Raw genomic sequence first — 20,379 nt, forward strand, 5'->3', positions numbered from 1 at the left:
GAGAATATTATGGACACTTTAAAATTGAAACCATCCAGAAAATTAAAACGCAAGAATAAAGGAAACCTGTTGTTACAGGGCTTTTCCATTTTGCTGTTGTTCTTCTCGGTGTCCGTGTTTACTATTGTTAATGCAGTCACTCCCATGACCATCCCCAATATTCCACTGATTATGGCCAATCCCATTCATCCGCAGGTTTTGATTGCTATTGGTAACTCCCAATCTATGGATGGTAATTTAAGTGGTGCAATCATGGCCGGTTCAGGCTCTTTGGGATCAAGCCTTAGCTCTCTTTCTGCTTCCAGTTCGCCAACTAAATACCTGGTACCTGCCGGTTTTACACCACCGGTACAAGCCGCTGATGGCACTGGCCATGCCGCCTATACAATAGTTCAAAGCGGCAACCTGGTTGATAATGGGCCAAGCCGCTTAAATATGGCGAAAGCAGGGGTACAAGCCATTATTGAACGATACGTCCAGTCAACAGATTTTGCTCTTGCCACCTACAGTACTGCGAGCGTGAGCTCGTTTGATACCTGGGTTTATCACATGTCCCCAACAGGAGGTTTTGTGTTCACCAATACCCCTGAAACAGGTAAAAAATATGTGAAAAACCCCTGTTATAATTACTCTTCAGCCTCCACAACAGTGAACAGCAATTGCACCTCTCTTGCCGGCACTTTTGGCAGCACCACATTAAATACCAGTCAATATATGCAGGTCAGTGCGACCAGTGATGATTATAACGTGAACAGTGCGCTCTCAACGACCAGTAACCTGCCAGGCGTGTTTATGATTTATAACGGACCCAATTTTCCAACCACCAATTCCTTAACTAATTATAATAACTCCAACGTCTCGGTTACTTATAACTCTTCAACGCCTAATATTGGCAGTTTGTCCGCAACTCCGTCAAATGCCGGATATCTTCCTTCTTCAACGCAAGTAATGTTTGCCGCACGCGGATTCCGTTATTTGAACGATGCTTCAGCAACTACAGGTAAAATCATTGTTCCCATGACCACTGCAGGTATCAACCCAACAACGACATCCGTGACTAATGCGATTAATGCCTTTACTCCTTATCTGAAAGCGGAAACCAACAACCCATCCACTACTGAAATTAAAGCCAACGCAGTGCAATCCCCTATTGCCGGATTAATGGCCAAAGCCAATGATTACATGTCAACCCTCGGAACTACCAGCGGTACCAGTGGATGTCCGCAAAAAAAATACGTCATTTTAATTTCTGATGGATTGCCAACACTTGATCTCAATAACAAACGCTGGCCGCCGCTGGGTAGTGCTTCCGCAACAGGCTATGGCGTTACCGCAACCTTTAATGCTGACGGCTCATTGAACAGCACCAATAATCAGGCAGTTACTGATGCCATTAATAAAATAAAGGCATTGAAAGATAATGATATTTATACTTATGTTATCGGTATGGGAGCCGGGGTTGATCCTAGCGTAAACCCTTTGGCAGCTAAAACCCTGACCGCCATGGCTATGGCGGGGGGAACCGGAAATTATTATCCAGCGACCAGCGCTACTGCTATGGCAGACAGCCTCAATACTATTTTGGTTGCTATTCAAAATGGCTCTTATGCCACATCAGCAGCAGCCGTAAGTTCGACTCACCTGAGTGGCGACACCGTCGAATATCAGGCCAATTTTATATCGAATGATTTGCCCTACCAGGATTGGACAGGAAATCTGGACTCTATAGAACTTAATCCGGAAACGGGTATACCCACCAGTGTGGTACGCTGGTCAGCTCAGGGGCTCCTTGATAATCTGGTAGCTGGTTCAGGCTGGTCAACAGCACGGGTGGTAACAACATGGAATCCGGCCACTGCAGACGGGATTGCATTTCGCTGGGATAATCTCAGCACAGCGCAAAAAGGACTCCTGCAACCCTCAGATCTCCTCGGACAAAGCAGGGTAGAGTACCTGCGCGGCAGCACCGCTTTGGAAAAAAGAAATGGAGGTACCTTCAGGGATCGCTCCCATATTCTGGGAGATATTGTAGACAGTCAGGTTATTTATGTAGGGCCGGCCCTGTCGCCTTATCTCACATCAAGTTATACCACTTTTGCCAAAGCACAGCTTGATCGGCAACCCATGCTTTATGTGGGCGCCAACGATGGAATGTTACATGGTTTTAATGCCACCACAGGAGTTGAAGTTTTTTCCTTTATTCCGAATGGTGTATTTTCCAATCTCTATAAATTAGCAGAGCCTCTTTATAACCAAAGTCACCAATTTTATGTGAATGGTTCACCTCAAAGCGGCGATGTTCAGTTTGCCGATTCGTCATGGCGCACCATTCTGGTTGGTGGTCTGAATTCCGGGGGGAAAAGTATTTATGCCTTGGATATAACTAATCCCGCCTTATTGGCTTCTGAATCATCTGCTGCCGATGCCGTGTTATGGGAATTCACCGATACGGACATGGGATTAAGTTATAGCAGACCGCAAATTGGTCAGATAGGTACTTCTTCAAGTAATCCGCTGACTTTTGCTGTCTTCTTTGGTAATGGTTACAATAGTACGTCAAACTCTTCTATACTCTATGCAGTAAACCCTCAGACAGGTGCTTTAATTCGAAAAATTGATCTCTGCGCTGCCGTTGCCGACGCTTGTGATGTGAATCTGTCCCAAGGGCTGTCTTCAGTAGCTCTGGCGCAAAGGGATGGCTTGCAAGGACAACCCATTACTATGGTGTATGCCGGTGATTTGCAAGGTAATTTATGGGCAGTGGATGTATCGGATACTAACCCGGCTAACTGGTCTGCCCGTCTCTTATTCCAGGCAAAAGACTCAGCTAACAATCGCCAGGCCATCACAACGCCCCCTATAGTTACCTTAAATCCTAATTATCCGCGCCGACAAGGTTTGTTTATTCTCTTTGGTACAGGGCAATTGCTTATTGCCAACGATCTGTCCACTACCCAGACCCAAACTATTTATGGTATATGGGATAAACCCTTAACCTCAAGCACCATTACACGGACAGATTTGCAACAACAGACTTTAAGTCTCATAGCGCCAGCAACCTCTGGTTTAACTAATACCATCCTTACTGTTACCTCCAATTCAATAAACTGGAACAGTAAATTAGGCTGGTATGCTGACCTGCCCGTTGCTGGCCAACGCCTTATCACCACACCAGAACTGATTAGTGGCGCCTTTATTGCAACCTTGAATACCCCGCCGCTTTCTGTTTGCGGTGTTGGATTCAGCTCCATGCTTTTAGAGCTCAATTATTTAAATGGGGGGTCATTCCTGCGCGCTCAGATTGACCTCAATGGCGATGGTGCATTTGACAGTGGGGATCAATACAATGGATCTTATCCAGTGGGTATTTCTTTATCGAACAGTTATGCGAACTCCCCTACAGTTTTAGGGCCGAACAGCAATAACCAGATGGTGATTTTGATTACACAATCGAATGGAACGCAAACATCGATTATTAATCCAAACAACACCCCGCGTAAAGTCGGTTGGTGGCAATTACAATAAGGATAAAAATGAATAAACAGAATCAAGGTTTTACTTTTATTGAAATTCTGGTTGCATTGGCCATTATAGGAATTCTGAGCCTCATTGCTTATCCGTCTTACATGGAATATATCCAGAAGGCAAGACGCTCTGATGCTCAGGCCATATTAAGCCAGGATCAACTGATTATGGAGCGATGCTATGCCCAGAATTTCTCTTACTCAGCAGCATGTGGAGCCCGCCCGTCTTTTCCACAGATCACCCCAGAAGGTTTTTATACAATTAATATTTCTAACCTGACGGCAACAACTTATACGTTAACGGCCACACCTCTCGGGGCACAACTCAAAGATACAAAATGCGCTACTATGTCGGTTAACCAGGCTAACGTTAAAACCGCAGCCGACTCTGGAGCAACATCACAAACCGAATGCTGGAACCCGCATTAGGTATTATTTACGTAGATTGATACATCAATGCTATAACAGGCGATGTGCCTCAACAAAAAATTCCGCTCCTTTACAGTCGCGGCTCGGTTTTCTGGTGCACAATAAAGTAAATACAAACGCACGAAAACCGAGCCGCGACCGTCAGGAAGCGGAACAGTTCTATTAGCACGTATTTTATTTCGTGCACTGATACACAAAGTTCTCAGATTTCGTAGCCCGTATTAGGCGTAGCCGTAATACGGGATCGGAGTGGCAATGGACTAATTCCCGTATTACGGCTACGCCTAATACGGGCTACACGTTCATAAAAAATCACTTTACTTTATCAATGTATTTCCATTACATTTAGCCGCAATGGATGCTCCAACCCGAAATTCTGATGGAAATTTTTTGCTTTTTAGCAGGCATACTCTATGCCTATACCTTTAATCTGCGCCTGCCTCTTGCTGCTCTGTTGCTGTTTTTTATCATCCCGCGATATCCCATCATCCTGCTGTTTTTTCTCGGCATGCTCATTGCCTGGATTCATCAGGAATATGTCGCTCCCCAGGGAATGCCTGATAACCCGGTAATACCCCATGCACTCATCCAGGGTACTATAGCCTCTATTCCAGTTAAAAATTCAGATAAAACCCAATTTCATTTTGCTTTGGAACAGATTAACAATCAGCCAGCCAAAGGGCTGATACAGTTAGCATGGTATAACCACGCCCCTCCTGTGCAAGCGGGTCAGCAATGGCAATTGGCAGTGAAATTAAAAAAGCCAAGAAATTTTCAAAATCCAGGAAGTTATGACTATGTCAGTTCCCTGACCGCCCGGCACATACACTGGACAGGATACATTCATGGCAAAAACAATCGTCTGATAGCCCAGACTCACCCACCCCTGGATTGGCTGAAACTGCGTGAGCGATTGGGAAATACTTTAGCCAGACTGGCGCCTGACAAACAAACTCTCGGTATTTTAGAAGCCCTGACCTTAAATATCACCACACATATCAGCCCGGAAGACTGGAACTTGTTCCGTCGCACTGGCACCACCCACTTATTCGGTATTTCAGGAGAACATATAGCCTTAATCTCTGGCATGTGCTTTTGGCTGATCCGCTGGTTTTGGTCAAAAAGTACCCGATGTTGCCTGTATTTTCCGGCCGTTTCTGTCGCCAGTATCGGCGGTTTGCTCGCCGCATTGTTCTACGCGTTTCTGGCAGGGTTCGCTCCCCCTGTGCAAAGGGCTTTAATTGGCTGCTTTTTTTATACCCTGTACTGTCTGGGGAAACAACGATTTACTCCCTGGCAGGTATGGCGATATGCCCTTTTTGGGGTCCTTTGCCTTGAACCCCATGCGGTATTTATGCAGGGATTTTACTTTTCCTTTATGGCTGTTGCCTGTTTGTTGTTAACCCAACAACGCTGGGGATTAAAAGGGTATAAAGGCAATCTTGCCTTACAGCTAAGTTGTTTAATCGGTTTAATGCCTTTAACGCTGTATTGGTTTTCCTACGGTTCAATTAACGGTTTCATTGCCAATTTATTCGCTATTCCGCTGGTAGGCTTCCTCATTGTTCCCTTATCTCTGCTCACCATGTCAGTAAGCGCGTGGAGCTGGGCTTCGTTTTTGATGAAACCCTTGGTCTGGCTTATTGCCTTATTATTTAAAGGATTAATCTGGACAGAACAGCTCGCCGCCATCAACATCACCTGGGCCATTCATTCCATTGATTACGTAATTGCCCTGATGGGCGCTTTATTGTTGTGGGTTTTATTACCGATAAAACCATTCAAATATCTGGCCATGTTATGGGTACTTATCCCCCTCTTTCCCGCACGGATCGTGCTTAAACCTCAGGAGGTGCTGTTACAGGTTTTGGATGTGGGGCAAGGCCTGGCTGTGACCGTTCAAACTCAAAAACATGTTTTACTCTATGATACCGGTGATCAGTTTTTTCAAGGCAGTGATTTGGGAAAAATGGTGATTTTGCCCTTTTACGCCGTTTCAGGAGTCAAGAAACTGGATAAAATTGTCATCAGTCACCCGGATAAAGATCATCTTGGCGGCTTAAAATCAGTAGAAACTGCAATGCCAGTCGGGGAATTACTGGTCAATGATCCTGCCTATTATCACCGTGGCTTAAACTGCCATCAAGCAGAGCCCTGGAGCTGGGATGGGGTTCATTTTCAGTTTTTACCCATCAAAACACCCTTTAAAAACAAAAATAACAACTCTTGTATTTTACAAATAACAAATAAGGCAGGACGAATTTTACTGACTGGCGATATTGAACAAATAGCCGAAGATTATTTGATAAAAACTTATGGCAATCAATTAGCTTCAGACGTTTTGATTGTCCCTCATCACGGCAGCAAAACCTCATCCTCTTATCGCTTTTTGCTTGAGGTCGCACCACGCTATGCCATAGCTTCTCTAGGGTTTGATAATCGCTTTCATTTTCCCCATGTTAAAACGCTGTACAGCATGAACTCATTAGGCATACCTTTCTTGCGAACAGATGACTGCGGTATGACGAATATTCTGCTTAATGCCAAAGGCATTATAGAAAAACCACAATGTTTTAGCGGCTTAAAGCTGTAAAATTGATTTAAAATTAGACTAATTAATGTTAGTCTACACATCAATTACAAAACACATGCGATTTCTTATGAATACAAGTAACACCACCGCTCTAAATGATATTGCAAAGACCACTTTTAGCAGCCTGCCTCTGCGTGAGGAATTATTGAAAAGTCTCGCCTCATTACATTATGAAGTGATGACCCCGGTGCAAATGCAAAGCCTTCCCTTGCTGCTTAACAATGAAGACCTGATTGCTCAGGCCAGAACGGGTAGCGGCAAAACAGCCGCTTTCGGTTTGTCACTGCTTAATAATTTGAAAATCAGTTTTTTTGGAGCGCAGGGATTAATCCTGTGCCCGACACGTGAACTGGCGGATCAGGTTGGCCAGGCATTACGACGCCTGGCGTGCATGATGCCTAATGTGAAAGTTATTAATTTGTCAGGCGGCATTCCAATGAAACCGCAGCTGGATTCATTAAGACATGGGGCGCATATCATTGTGGGTACCCCAGGGCGGGTATTAAAGCATTTGCTGAAAGGCACTCTCAATCTGGAACAACTGCGTACTTTAGTTCTGGATGAGGCCGACAGAATGTTGGATATGGGATTTTTAGATGACATAAAAACCATTATTTCTTCGTGTAACCGACAAAGACAAACGCTGCTGTTCTCAGCAACCTATCCTGAAGAAATTAAAGACCTGGCCAAGCAGTTCATGAAGAATCCTAAAGAAATTCTTGTTGAAACGGTTCATGAAGAAGTGGACATTGAACAGAGATTTTATGAAGTAGATAAACCAGCCAATAAATTTCCTTTATTAAAATCTTTGTTACTTCATTACAAACCAGGCTCTGCTTTAATATTCTGTAACACAAAACAACAAACTGCTGATGTCACTTATGAGCTTATTCGTGAAGGATTTAGTGCAGTTGCCTTAAATGGGGATATGGAACAGGTAGACCGTGATTTGGCTGTCTTACGCTTTGCCAATCAGAGTTGCTCCATACTGGTAGCGACTGATGTCGCGGCTCGTGGCCTGGATATTAAAGAGCTGCCTGCGGTCATTAATTTCGAACTGGCTTTTGATGCAGACGTTCATATTCATCGCATTGGACGAACCGGGCGAGCTGGACATAAAGGCCTTGCTTTGAGTATTACCGTTCCTGCTGATGCGCAACGAATTATTGCCATAGAAGAGGCAATGAATCAAAAATTATCCTGGGGAAACCGGAATGAACTGATTCATGCTTCCGTTACCCAATTAGTACCTGAAATGGTTACTTTATGCCTTGCCGCTGGAAAGAAAGATAAAATCCGTCCGGGCGATATATTGGGCGCCTTAACCAAGGATGCGGGACTGGCAGGGGATAAGATAGGCAAAATTAATATCACCGCCCTTTATTCCTATGTAGCCATTCATCGCGGTGTAGCCGATAAGGCCTATGCTTATTTGCAGCAGGGTAAACTTAAGGGACGCAAAGTCCATGTGAAGAAAATTGGTTGACCATAGTTCTGGACAAGAAAGTAACTTTTTTTTCGCGATCCGTTCGTGCTGAGGAGGCACGGCTTTTTGCGCCGTCTCCAAGCATTGGCAGAGAATTTTTGCCTTGTGCCTGCTTCGAGACGGGGTTACCACCCCTCCTCAGCACGAACGGTTCAGTGAGTGGGATGGACTAATAAAACCCTTATTTCGGGTTCACATCAGTTCTGAATAACACCGTAACCTTTTGGGCACTCGCACAATCCGTTCGTGCTGAGGAGGCACGGCTTTTTGTGCCGTCTCGAAGCATTGGCAGAGAATTTTTGCCTTGTGCCTGCTTCAAGACGGGGTTACCACCCCTCCTCAGCACGAACGGTTCAGTGAGTGGGATGGACTAATAAAACCCTTATTTCGGGTTCACATCAGTTCTGAATAACACCGTAACCTTTTGGGCACTCGCACAATCCGTTCGTGCTGAGGAGGCGCGGCTTTTTGCGCCGTCTCGAAGCATTGGCAGAGAATTTTTGCCTTGTGCCTGCTTCGAGACGGGGTTACCACCCCTCCTCAGCACGAACGGTTCAGTGAGTGGGATGGACTAATAAAACCCTTATTTCGGGTTCACATCAGTTCTGAATAACACCGTAACCTTTTGGGCACTTGCACAATCCGTTCGTGCTGAGGAGGCGCGGCTTTTTGCGCCGTCTCGAAGCATTGGCACAGGCTTTTTGCCTTGTGCCTGCTTCGAGACGAGGTAGTTGGCTAATCAATAACTTGTTATCCCCCACCCACGTTAGTTAAGGGCTCTGCCAGGCAAGAATACCTCAGCAGAGCATGAAACCAACAATGGTTTAAAAAATTATCTGGTAGTTTTAACCTGCGGAGTTACATCCTCTTCTCTTTCTTCAGGCTCTTCTTTAATCACTGGTAAAGGTTGATGTTGACCGTTAGAACTTACTGGTCGTCGCCCTTCGTTTACATATTTTTTGGCAAATAGCCTACTGTCAAAATCTTTTCCTGCGCTCATAACTTACTCATCTTAAATTAGGGATTAAAAATCCGTTAGGGAAACCAAATCCATACCTGCCCTTATTGTATCAGCTTTTTACGGCATTTAATCCGCTTTATTGCCGAATAATTGTGCTAAAATTAGTTTAAAAGGCGCTATTGGCTCTATTTTCGGACAAATACCGATCTGTAGCCCGTATTAGCGAAGCGTAATACGGGAATATCCCGGGTCATAAGCATATTGATCCCGTATTACGCTTCGCTAATACGGGCTACGGAAACTACGAAACCACATTAGAAAAGGAGGCAATGATGAAAAAAACATTCTTTATGTTGATCGGCATTAGCCTGTTTTGCTCTGCTTATGCAACCGGCATTACCCAAATTGCAGCTAATGATAAAGGGTATGGCATCTATCATGATACAGGTAAAGATGAGCATAACCCTGATAAAACACTGAATTACAATACAAGCAACAGCGATGGTATTGGCAATGCAGGGAATACTACTGGAATTGGTGCAGATCATACTAACGGCAATGGCCCGTCCAATTAAACAATTCTCTTCTCCCTGATAAAATTTCGGGGAGAAGTATCAGCACACCATGTATAATGTCTCCCAACTGAACCTCAAAGGATTTACCTTGCATCAAGAAAATGAAACACCCTTTACCCAACTTGACCCTGACCTCATATTAGATGCCGTTGAAAGCATAGGTTTTCCTTGCACAGGCAGCCTGCTCGCACTTAATAGTTATGAAAATCGTGTTTATCAAATAGGAATTGAAGGTGCAGAACCTGTTATTGCCAAATTTTACCGGCCAAAGCGTTGGAGTTCGGATGCTATTTTGGAAGAGCACCAGTTTTCCCTTGAATTAGTGCAGCATGAAATTCCTGTTATTGCGCCTCTGATTATCAATGATGAGACTCTGCATCAGTATGATAACTACCGCTTCGCGCTTTTCCCCAGACGAGGGGGACATCCATTGGAGTTAGATAATAACGAACAACTGGAATGGATGGGACGCTTTATAGGACGCTTGCATCGAGTCAGCGCCAGTCAGCCTTTCCAGCATCGCATCCAGCTGAATGTCCAAAACTATGGCCAGGAACCTTATGAGTTTTTGCTGGAACATGACTTCATTCCCGATTATTTAAAACCCAATTTTTGCAAAACGGTGGAAACTGCGATAGAAAGGGTGAGAGAAGTTTTTCTGAATACGGGTCAGGTTGATCTGATTCGCCTGCATGGTGACTGTCATGCCGGGAATGTATTATGGAGTGCATCAGGGTCTCATATTGTTGATTTGGATGATTGTCTGATGGGACCTGCAATACAGGACATCTGGATGCTGCTTTCAGGTCATCAGGAACAAATGGACACCCAGTTAGCCAAAATTTTGCAGGGCTATCATGAGTTTCATGAGTTTAATCCACGCGAACGCCATTTAATCGAAGCCTTACGTACCTTAAGGATGTTGCATTATTCAGGGTGGCTTGCGAAACGCTGGGCGGATCCTGCATTTCCACTAAGTTTCCCCTGGTTTAATACGCCTGTGTACTGGCAAAACCAGTTGAGCCATCTCAATGAACAAATTGAGTTGTTAGAGCGGTAGCCCGGTTGCAAGCAGACCGGGCTACACGCTAAATCATGCTCTGTGCCACAACAAAAATTCCGCTTCCTGACGGTCGCGGTTCGGTTTCCGGTGCACGATGAAGTCAATACGAATACACGAAAACCGAGCCGCGACCGTCAGGAAGCGGAACAGTTATACTGGCAGGGACTGTGTTTCTGCTCTGAACCCATGGTTCCCTCGGACAAGCTGAGGGATGCCGCAGTCAATCCCAGATTGTGTTCTCAGAATCGTAGCCCGTATTAGGCGCCAGCCGTAATACGGGATCGGAGTGGCAATTTCCCGTATTACGCTTCGCTAATACGGGCTACAAATGTCTAATTAAGCTCAACCACCATCACTTTAACCGCATGCTTGCTCATGTTTTCGTCATTATGCAATTCATTGGGCAGGTCTTTGGTCAGATAATAGGCCTTATTCTTTTCGAGTTTCAAATAATGCACAGCCCCTTTGTCATTAGTGATTTTCAATAAACCATCACTTAAAGCCACCAGCACTCTGTCATGATCATGTCTATGCATGGGAAGCACTTGTCCTGAGGCAGGATAAATAATGGTTTTCCACACCGTCACTTTATTATTGGAAAACTGCTCCACACGATGAGTGGTTTTGGGTTGCGCCTGAACTAAGGCCGATCCCAATAATAAAACAGCTAAAAACAATGCACGCATAATATTCCCTATTCAAAAAACAGCCAAGACAAAATTGATTCAGGGGCAGTGTAGCCAACTCTGCATCCATTGAAAAGAACTATACTTAAAGTAGGAGAGTTAACAGGAGATATATCATGATTACTAACTTTTTAGCTATTGTGATTGGATGGTATCTTGTCATTACCAGCCTGTACTTGTTGCTAAGATACGAACAGGCAAAAGCGGCGATGACTGAGGTTATGGAACAGCGCGGTTTACTCTTCATTCTGGCCATTATCACTCTGATTCTGGGGTTAATGATGGTCACCGTTCACAATGTCTGGGTTTTGGCCTGGCCAGTAATTATTACTCTTATTGCCTGGTTGACACTGATCGGCGGAATAGTGCGATTATTCTGTCCAGACACTGCGATAAGAATGGGGAATGCGTTCTTAAACGATCCAGTCAAAATGAAAATTGCAGCACTGATATTTTTAATTATTGGTCTGTTTCTTTTATTCGAGGTCTATTCGCTGTTCTTTTATTCTTTAGCTTAACGCAAATCGCTTTGGGTTAAATGAAGAATAAAGTAGACTTGGAGGCTTGTGGACATACTAATTAAGAATAATGATTGATAAGACCATAAGCACTGCCATTGAGTTAAGGAGTTCCGCCGTCCCGCGGCTTGTTCGCGGGAGGGTGGAGTAGTGCTTAATTTAATGGTAGTGAAGGCCGAAAGTTCCCTGATTCAGGCGTTATTATAATGAATCAAGGATACGGAACTCTTGCTTATAAAACACCTCTAAACGCCGTTGAGCTGCCCTCAATCACTACATTGATTGATTGTTTACTAAAATTTGCTCTCCTTATCCTGATGATTCCGGTGTTTGTCCCTTTTGCCCCTAAAATGCCAGCGCCAGGACTGGATTCGTCATGGGCCCTGGGACTAAATCAGGCGGTAGCGCAAGGACTCGCTTTTGGTAAAGACATTATTTTCACTCTCGGCCCTTATTCCTCTGTCTATACCAAAGCGTACCATCCCGCCACAGATGCGCTCATGCTGGGGGGCAGTTTCTATTTGGTTTTATCTTATTGGCTTAATCTCGTTATTTTAATGAAAAACGCGCAATGGCGATGGGTAGTTGCTTTTGCAGTACTTATCTTTGGAATGATCTATGCCAGAGACTCCCTGTTTTTTTCTTATCCTGTGCTGGCAGGCCTGAATTGCTGCAAAGCACTCAATTCAGGAGAAGGAATAAATCCTAAGCCATCCATTTTATTGATGACAATGATGTGGGCGCCATTCGGTTTATTGGCTCTTATTAAAGGCTCTTTATTCATTTTAAGTGCAGCAGTTGCAGGATTATGCGCTTTATTGTTCCTCAGCTTCAAAGAAAGAAAATTCGCCGCACTCTGTTTGCTTATTCCTTTAATGTCCATGCTGTTGTTTTGGGTTATAGCAGGACAGTCTCCTGTTTATTTACCTGCTTATATCTATACCTCACTTGCTTTAGCTTCAGGCTTTTCTGAAGCAATGGCACTTGAGGGGAATCACACCGAGATAATCGCCTATTTAGTCGCGGCAACGGCAATTCTCTTTTATATTGGCCAACAAAGAACCCCGGCCGCATTTAAGTGGTTTACATTGGTTCTTTTTACACTGTTTCTGTTCCTCTCGTTCAAAGCGGGATTCACGCGTCATTTTGGCCATTCATTTATTACCGGGACGTCCATTTTAATCGCAGCGCTTATTTTACCTTTCCTTTTCCAATCACGGCTGCTTATCCCGGTTATCATCCTCTCATTGTTTACAGCAACCTACATTGATGGGCAGCATACCCAAATCTCTTTGCTGAATAATTTCACTTCCACTTATTCCTCTTCATGGCATGGATTTAAAAGTCGCCTGGATGACAGGAATTGGGCCAGAAAAAACTATGAGTTCACCATGGATTATTTAGGTAATCAGGCCTCCTTTCCAGCCTTAAAAGGAACGACAGATATTTATTCCTATGAGCAAAGTTATTTAATTGCAGCCCATCTAAACTGGGCTCCGCGCCCCATTTTTCAAAGTTATTCCGTCTTTACAGCAGGCATGGCAGAAAAAAATAAAAACTACCTGTTACACAAAAACAAACCCGATCACATTATCTTTAAACTGCAAGCCATTGACGGGCGCATCCCTTCCCTTGATGATGGAATCAGTTGGCCTGAATTGTTGAACTATTATCAACCAGTGCAGCTGGCAGGAGATTTTTTAGTTTTAGACAAAAAATCAAATCAACACCAGTCAGAGACGATGACCTTATTGCAGAATGACACCCATCAGTTTGGTGAGGAAGTCAGGCTACCCGCCCCTGCCATTAAGTTAAGGAGTTCCGCCGTCCCGCGGCTTGTCCGCGGGATCCAGGAATCTCACTCCGAACTTAGATCTCTGGATACCGCGGACAAGCCGCGGGACGGTGGAGTAGCGCTTAACTTAATGGCAGTGAGGCTACCTGCTACCCATGCTCCCCTTTTCGTTAAAATCATCATTAAACCAACGTTGCTGGGTATGATAACGAACTTTCTTTTTAAACCAGATCCCCTGTACATTAAGGTTGAACTGCATAATGGAAGCTCAAGACAGTATCGGCTTATTGCCCAAATGGCCGAATCAGGTTTTTTATTATCCCCATTAATTGAAGATACAGCAGAATTTGGCCTGCTCTATAGCCGCAACACCTTCCTCGACAATAAACATGTAAAGTCCATCACGGTTGGGTCAAGCCAGAATAATACCAGACAGTGGCATCACCAATACGTCATCCAATGGTATAGACTACCCCACCTCGAGTCATGAGACGCACTAATTGATATTTATTTGAACATAAAACCATCAAAACTGTTTAACTAAAATCAAAAATGTACTAAAATAACCCTATAGAACCTGGATCATAATAGTAGAATTTTTATGGCTAACTATTCTCATACCCCACAGAAGTTATCACCCAAAATGGGACTTCTTAAAAAAGAACTTGAAAATAGGGCTTTGCATCATCAATCTTTTATCGAAGAAGTCCATAAAGGAAGTAACCTGCTATCCAACGTCACCGGTTTCATCCATCATACATTTAATATTATTTCCTCAGCCATGTCGGCTGCTAAAGCGATTCCACTTCTTGGTGCCTTTATTCAATTGGCCTCCGTTGTTCCCAAAGCCATAGCCATCCTGACTGATCCAGAAAAATCAAAATCCGAAAAGGCAATCAGTGCTCTGCTTATTTTAGTACTGGTCGCTTTATCCATTGTCGCCCTGACTGTCGGTTCATCTGCAGCATTAATTGTCGGTATCGTTATGGCCTCGATTGTAACGGCAGTAGATGGCCTGGGGTTTATAGGAAGTATTTTTGAAAAATATAAAATTTCCCAGGCGTACAATTTAAAAAAAGAATTGGATGGCTTGCTGGAACAACGCATCATGCCCGAGAACGATAAATACAATGATGAATTGGAACTACGTGCTCTGGAACTGGAACATAAAATAAGCACCAACAAACTAGCTGATGAAGAAAAAAAACGATTCGTCGAAGAATTAGAGTTTATTAACAGCATATTGAAACAAAAAAATATAGTGGCTGGCAATAAACCCAACAGCTCTGCACTTAAACTCAAACAGCATTACGCCACTCGTCAGGAACAAATGAGTGCATTGACTGATAAACTCGTTGAAGCCGAATCCTCCAAAGATGACAATCTAAAAGCAAAAATACTGGATGAAATACTGGAAATGGAAAAGGAACTTATACTTACTGAGCGTGCTATCGAGGACTTAACAAAATCAACAGAAGAATTGAATGCAGAAAGCTTTATGGCCAGTTCTACAATCGCCTTGTCTGGTAGTACAGCAGCCTTATCTGCAGCAGGTCTTGTCATTTCTGTGCTTGCTTTGGTTCTGGTAGTTGGAGGTGTTGCAGCCCCTCAATTTGTTATTCCAGCAGTAATAGGAATAGGTATTGGTTTGGCAGTACTTGGTTTTATGAAATTCGTGGCCGAGAAACTTGTCGAAATGGAAACAAATCGACGCAAGGAAAATAAAGCGATTGTCCGAAAAGAAGGGTTAAGGAATGAAATGTTGTATGACTATGGACATCAAAACCAAAATTCTAATGCACACATGCATGAATTATTAGAGATTTCATCATTGGATAAAGAGTTAGAAAAAAATTCAAATCCAGCAACCGTTAAAGAACAAGAGCAGTCATTTCCTGCCTTGTTTAGTAGCACACCAGAGCCCACTCAAACAGAAGAAGCTCATGATGCCACTCCCGTAGCCAGTATCAGGGAAGCCTAATACGGGATCGAAGTGGCTCTTACACTCTCTGAACCATATATTGAGGAACAGGCGTTTCTATACCTGCGTTATCAAATTGATGTTTAATCATTTCCTGCAATACATTACGCGTTGCTGACAACTCCGTGGTGCTCACCCAAACCATGAATTTAAGTTCTACTGCTGAATTAGCAAAATTGTTGATTGTAACCGCAGGTAAAGGTTCTTTTAAAACTTGCTCGCATTGATCAGCGATGTCCAGCAGCATGGATTTCACCTGAGGAATATTGCAGTCATAAGCAACAGCCACAATAATATCCAGGCGGCGGGTAGTGAAATAACTTAAATTGGTAATTTCTGATTTAATCATGGCCTCATTAGGAATGCGTACCAGTTTATTATCAGGCGTTTTCAACTTGGTAGATAATAAATCAATTGAATCAACAACTCCGGTAATGCCCTTTACTTCAACGGTATCACCCACCTTAAATGGATGTTCAAAGAGCAGAAAAATACCGCTGATTAAATTGGAGGCGGCGGTTTGGGAGGCAAAACTGATCGCGACAGTAAAAACCCCGGCAGCGCCTAGCAAGACACTGAGTTTAAAACCAAGATGTTGCAAGCTGGTGACTGCAAAAATGGTAAAAATGGCATAAAAAACCGAGCGTCTGATGAGCATAATCTGATGGCGGCTAAATCTTTTGGAAAAGGCGCGTTCAGCAATAATACCCACCCGTTTGGCAATCAGATAACCGAAAATAAATAGGGAGATAGCATAAACAATATTCACTATTTTGTCGGGATGGACAAAATAATTAAAATAGCTATTATGCAATAACTTTTCCAAGGTGTTACTCCAATACTGTTTCATAGTTGTGTATTATGACAGATTTTTGTTACAAAACCAGATGAATAAGGTAAATCAACTGATGAATAAAGCAATAACCCGTTGTGGCTGGGTTGGAAACAATAAACCTCATTATGAAGAGTACCATGATACTGAATGGGGTGTGCCAGTACATGACGATCAAAAACATTTTGAAATGCTGATTCTTGAAGGGGCTCAGGCAGGATTGACCTGGGAAACTATTCTGAAACGCCGTGATGGCTACAGGAATGCTTTCAAAAAATTCGTTCCCGAGGCAGTTGCAGCAATGACTGATGCTGAACTGGAGTTGCTTTTGACCAATCAGGAAATCATCCGCAACAGGCTGAAAGTATTTTCAACACGGCAAAATGCCCGTGTTTTTCTAAAAATCCAAGAGGAATTTGGTTCCTTTGATGCCTATGTATGGGGTTTTGTTGGCGGCAAACCCAAAATGAATCGCCCCCAAAGCCTGCAAGACATACCAGCAAACTCAGCGGAATCAGATGCCCTGTCCAAAGATTTGAAAAAACGCGGCATGAATTTTGTTGGTTCCACCATTATGTACGCTTACATGCAAGCCATTGGCATGGTGAATGATCATGTCAGAGAGTGTTTTTGTTATGTAGAGTAAATCCGAGGTGTTTCCGATCGGAGCACCACGTTCTTCCTCAAATCCACATCCTCCCCCGATCCACGTCCTCCCCCGATCCACGTCCTTCCCCGATCTACGTCCTTCCCCGATCTACGTCCTTCCCCGATCTACGTCCTTCCCCGATCTACGTCCTTCCCCGATCTACGTCGTCCTGAGCGCGTCTTTTTGCGCGAAGGATCTCCTGAAAGCGGCATGGTGCCAATATTTGGAGATCCTTCGCGCAAAAAGACGCGCTCAGGACGACGTAGATCGGGGAAGGACGTGGAGCGGGAATGGTCAATATTGCAATCCTGTAGCCCGGCTTGCTTGCAACCGGGACAACGGCGCTTGATTGGTGTATCGATCCCGGCTGCGAGCAGACCGGGCTACGTTCGTGCCACATGCTGGTTTTTCGAGCCTCGATCAAGATACCGTAACAAACAATTCTCTGATCTTCTGTTCGGCCAGGGCTATAGCCTTGTTCCTGATGTCTTCACCTAGATGCAGCCCCTCAGCACGAATAATAGTGATATCCCTAATCCCTATAAAATTAAAAATAGTTTTCAAATAATTTTCCTGATGATCCATAGCCTGCATGGAAACATTGTTACTGTAATGGTTACCGCGAGTCGAAATAATGATGATCTTCTTATCTGGAGCAAGACCAACAACTCCCTGCTCGGTGTATTTAAAAGTACGCCCAGCCGCAACAATACGGTCAATCCAGGCTTTCAATTGGGTTGGGATGGTAAAATTATACATGGGCGCAGCGATTACTATCTCATCTGCATGCAGAAACTCTTCTATTAACGTCTCTGTAAGCGCTAATTCTTGTTTTACGGCATCAGACAGGGTATCTGACGATTGTTGCTTCGCCGCTAACACTTCCTGTGACAAATGGTTAACCGGTTGATCTTCCAAATCACGATAAACTACTTTCGATTCAGACCCGAGTTGCCAATGATCGATAAAATGTCCCATTAATTGACGGGAAACTGAATGTTCACCTGATATACTGGCATCTAAAGCTAAGAGTTTCATAACCTTCTCCTGATAAAATAAGCCCTCCTATTAAGCATATATTTAAAACAATAAAAGATAAGATAGCGTTTATATGAAACATTGTCCTATAATTAGATCAAATAAACTGTGATGAAGTCCTCATGAATCAACCTGTTTTTTTACCCGATTTAAATGATTTGTATTTTTTTTGCCGAGTCGTTGAAGACGGCAATTTCACCAAAGCAAGTCAGGGATTGGAAATAACCAAATCCAAATTAAGCCGCCGTATCAATGAACTGGAAAATCATTTGGGAGTGCGCCTGCTTCATCGCTCCACACGTAAACTCAGTCTGACCGATGTCGGGCAACTGGTTTATGAACACAGCAAAGCCATGGTAAGCCAGGCAAATTTCGCTCAGGATGCAGCCTTGCAAGCCCAGGCTCAACCTAAAGGACGGATCAAGGTGACCTGCCCTGCATTATTTGCCCAATCCGAATTCAACACCATCATTATCGATTTTATGAAACTCTATCCCGAAGTGCGGATTAATCTTTATGCCAGCGACAGGAAAGTAGATTTGATTGAAGAAGGCTTTGATCTCGCCTTGCGTTTTCAAACCAGCGAGCTAAATGATTCTAATCTCGTTGCCAGAAAACTTGGGGAGAGCACTCATGTTCTGGTGGCAAGTCCGTCTTATTTACAAAACCATTCAGAATTTAAATCTCCGTCACAATTAACCCAATGCGCCTGGCTAGGCAAAAGCCGCACCGATGGAACGAATCAATTACAACTCAAACATTGGAATGGGCAGGAAGTCAGCATTCCTTTAACAGCACGTCTTGAAAGCAGTGAATGGACAATATTAAAGCAGGCAACCCTGGCTGGTATGGGCATTGCACTGCTGCCCCAGGAATTATGCCAACAGGAAATGAATGAAGAAAAACTGGTACGCATACTTCCTGACTGGTCCTTATCCACAGCCAGTTTTTATCTGATTTATCCATCAAAACGAGGATTGATACCTGCTGTTCGCTACTTCATTAATTTTGTGGGTGACAGGACTCAAAGAGGGTGCCAGGAATTAAAAAAGAATCTGAGTTAACCGACTACATAGGTATTTCGTCCCTTTAACTTCGCCTGATATAAGGCTTTATCCGCTTTGTTAAATAAGACGTCTTCATCTTCATTAATACCAGGAACCATATTTGCAGCACCTATGGTTACGGTTAAATAATCACATATCAGCGAATACTCGTGTTTCATTGCCAGTTTTTTAATGGATTCCATTATCTTTTCAGCAAAGCGCTTCGTATCGTCCAATGAACAGTGATTCAGAATAACGACCAGTTCATCGCCCCCATAACGCGCCGCCAAATCCGTTTTTCTTTTGGTATGATCCGATACAATTTTGGCGACTTCTTTAAGGCATATATCACCGTATAAATGACCATAATTATCATTACAGGCTTTAAAAAAATCTATATCAATAATAAGCAGCGATATGGGCAGTTGTCCGCGTTTGGCATATATCCAGTCTTTATTTAAACGTTCCTGGAAATAACGCCGATTAGCAAGGTTCGTTAATTCATCTGTAATCGATATAATGCTTAGCTTCTGGTTTAATTCATTCTGCCCAAGTAATAATTGAATATTATCCCTTAACATTTTTTTATTGGCATAAAAAACTATGAGAATGAAAATCATATAAATCACTATCATCAGAGCTACAAATTTTGCGTCCACAGTGCTGTCTGTGACATTACGTATGAATGCCGGAATATAGACTGGCAAAATAAGGGATACAAATGAAAGAGGGGATGCTGCCAGAGTTATCGTAGCGCCCGCAGCCAAACCGGCAAAAAACAGCAATAAAATCATTCGTTCAAATTGGCTTATATCGTAATAAAAAGCCCAATAAAAATACCCCAATAAAGAACCTAAAAGAAATCCGCTCAATACGAAAAGAATATAACAGGGGGTCTTGTTTCTGGCTTTGGGTGCCAATAGGGCAATAATTACGCGACAAAGTACTACAATGGACAAACAAATAAGCCATCCCGTGGCTTCAATTTGAGTTCCTCTGTAATCGATATAACTTACTATCAACAAGGCAAAGATCAAAGTAAAAATAATTACCCTGATGGTATGGGCAAATAAATGATTCATTAATCTTTGTTTTATTTCTGCTTCAAATAAATCCATTCTTTCTTTCTAATAAATCATATTCACCTTAATTATAGTCTTTTTGGCATTTATTGCTCACCATGCATTCCCGATCCACGACGTA

The 20,379-nt window shown here is 43.3% G+C and carries 16 protein-coding genes; 11 read left to right on the plus strand and 5 right to left on the minus strand.

What is annotated here, in order from left to right; genetic code table 11:
• Positions 1–9 precede the first annotated feature (9 nt).
• The 4 genes from B094_RS0104020 to dbpA all read left to right on the plus strand — a co-directional run bounded on the left by B094_RS0104020 (position 10) and on the right by dbpA (position 8,032).
• Positions 10–3,525, plus strand: coding sequence for a pilus assembly protein (locus B094_RS0104020; RefSeq protein WP_018576514.1), 3,516 nt, complete (start codon positions 10–12; stop codon positions 3,523–3,525).
• Between the two features lie 8 nt (positions 3,526–3,533).
• Complete coding sequence (locus tag B094_RS0104025) at positions 3,534–3,953, plus strand: type IV pilin protein (protein WP_018576515.1); 420 nt, start codon at positions 3,534–3,536, stop codon at positions 3,951–3,953.
• Positions 3,954–4,332: 379 nt separating this feature from the next.
• Positions 4,333–6,546 (plus strand): DNA internalization-related competence protein ComEC/Rec2, encoded by a 2,214-nt coding sequence (locus tag B094_RS0104030; protein WP_018576516.1) that lies wholly within the window; start codon positions 4,333–4,335, stop codon positions 6,544–6,546.
• A gap of 67 nt (positions 6,547–6,613) precedes the next feature.
• Entirely contained in the window at positions 6,614–8,032 is a 1,419-nt protein-coding gene (gene dbpA, locus B094_RS0104035; protein ID WP_018576517.1) for an ATP-dependent RNA helicase DbpA, read from the plus strand.
• Between the two features lie 832 nt (positions 8,033–8,864).
• Here the strand turns inward: dbpA and B094_RS17255 are convergent.
• Entirely contained in the window at positions 8,865–9,032 is a 168-nt protein-coding gene (locus B094_RS17255; protein WP_018576518.1) for a hypothetical protein, read from the minus strand.
• Between the two features lie 290 nt (positions 9,033–9,322).
• Here B094_RS17255 and B094_RS0104045 point away from each other — a divergent pair, with 290 nt between their 5' ends.
• On the plus strand, positions 9,323–9,568 hold the full coding sequence (locus B094_RS0104045; RefSeq protein ID WP_155823582.1) for a hypothetical protein: 246 nt from the start codon (positions 9,323–9,325) through the stop codon (positions 9,566–9,568).
• An 88-nt stretch (positions 9,569–9,656) separates the two neighbouring features.
• A complete protein-coding gene (locus B094_RS0104050) occupies positions 9,657–10,628 on the plus strand; it encodes a serine/threonine protein kinase (protein ID WP_026253867.1) in 972 nt (323 codons plus the stop codon).
• A 335-nt stretch (positions 10,629–10,963) separates the two neighbouring features.
• Here B094_RS0104050 and B094_RS0104055 read toward each other — a convergent pair whose 3' ends face one another.
• Positions 10,964–11,317, minus strand: coding sequence for a cupin domain-containing protein (locus B094_RS0104055; RefSeq protein WP_018576521.1), 354 nt, complete (start codon positions 11,315–11,317; stop codon positions 10,964–10,966).
• Positions 11,318–11,433: 116 nt separating this feature from the next.
• Here B094_RS0104055 and B094_RS0104060 point away from each other — a divergent pair, with 116 nt between their 5' ends.
• From B094_RS0104060 to B094_RS0104070, 3 genes are all read left to right on the plus strand, one after another.
• Positions 11,434–11,835 (plus strand): hypothetical protein, encoded by a 402-nt coding sequence (locus tag B094_RS0104060; protein ID WP_018576522.1) that lies wholly within the window; start codon positions 11,434–11,436, stop codon positions 11,833–11,835.
• A gap of 206 nt (positions 11,836–12,041) precedes the next feature.
• The gene (locus tag B094_RS15685) at positions 12,042–14,120 is read left to right on the plus strand and encodes a hypothetical protein (RefSeq protein ID WP_018576523.1); all 2,079 of its coding nucleotides are present in this window, start codon (positions 12,042–12,044) and stop codon (positions 14,118–14,120) included.
• A 111-nt stretch (positions 14,121–14,231) separates the two neighbouring features.
• On the plus strand, positions 14,232–15,611 hold the full coding sequence (locus B094_RS0104070; protein WP_018576524.1) for a T4SS effector SidA family protein: 1,380 nt from the start codon (positions 14,232–14,234) through the stop codon (positions 15,609–15,611).
• 19 nt (positions 15,612–15,630) lie between these two features.
• On the opposite strand, the gene B094_RS0104075 is transcribed toward B094_RS0104070, so the two are convergent.
• The gene (locus B094_RS0104075) at positions 15,631–16,437 is read right to left on the minus strand and encodes a mechanosensitive ion channel family protein (protein WP_018576525.1); all 807 of its coding nucleotides are present in this window, start codon (positions 16,435–16,437) and stop codon (positions 15,631–15,633) included.
• Positions 16,438–16,519: 82 nt separating this feature from the next.
• Here B094_RS0104075 and B094_RS0104080 point away from each other — a divergent pair, with 82 nt between their 5' ends.
• A complete protein-coding gene (locus tag B094_RS0104080) occupies positions 16,520–17,089 on the plus strand; it encodes a DNA-3-methyladenine glycosylase I (RefSeq protein WP_155823594.1) in 570 nt (189 codons plus the stop codon).
• 423 nt (positions 17,090–17,512) lie between these two features.
• On the opposite strand, the gene B094_RS0104085 is transcribed toward B094_RS0104080, so the two are convergent.
• Positions 17,513–18,130 (minus strand): FMN-dependent NADH-azoreductase, encoded by a 618-nt coding sequence (locus tag B094_RS0104085; protein WP_018576527.1) that lies wholly within the window; start codon positions 18,128–18,130, stop codon positions 17,513–17,515.
• Between the two features lie 122 nt (positions 18,131–18,252).
• Between B094_RS0104085 and B094_RS0104090 the strand changes: the two genes are divergently transcribed.
• The gene (locus tag B094_RS0104090) at positions 18,253–19,194 is read left to right on the plus strand and encodes a LysR family transcriptional regulator (protein ID WP_018576528.1); all 942 of its coding nucleotides are present in this window, start codon (positions 18,253–18,255) and stop codon (positions 19,192–19,194) included.
• Here the strand turns inward: B094_RS0104090 and B094_RS16410 are convergent.
• On the minus strand, positions 19,191–20,294 hold the full coding sequence (locus B094_RS16410) for a GGDEF domain-containing protein (protein WP_018576529.1): 1,104 nt from the start codon (positions 20,292–20,294) through the stop codon (positions 19,191–19,193). The genes B094_RS0104090 and B094_RS16410 overlap by 4 nt on opposite strands.
• Positions 20,295–20,379: the final 85 nt, after the last annotated feature.

Origin of the sequence: Legionella shakespearei DSM 23087, assembly GCF_000373765.1 — a bacterium.
GTDB classification, from domain to species: Bacteria; Pseudomonadota; Gammaproteobacteria; order Legionellales; family Legionellaceae; genus Legionella; species Legionella shakespearei.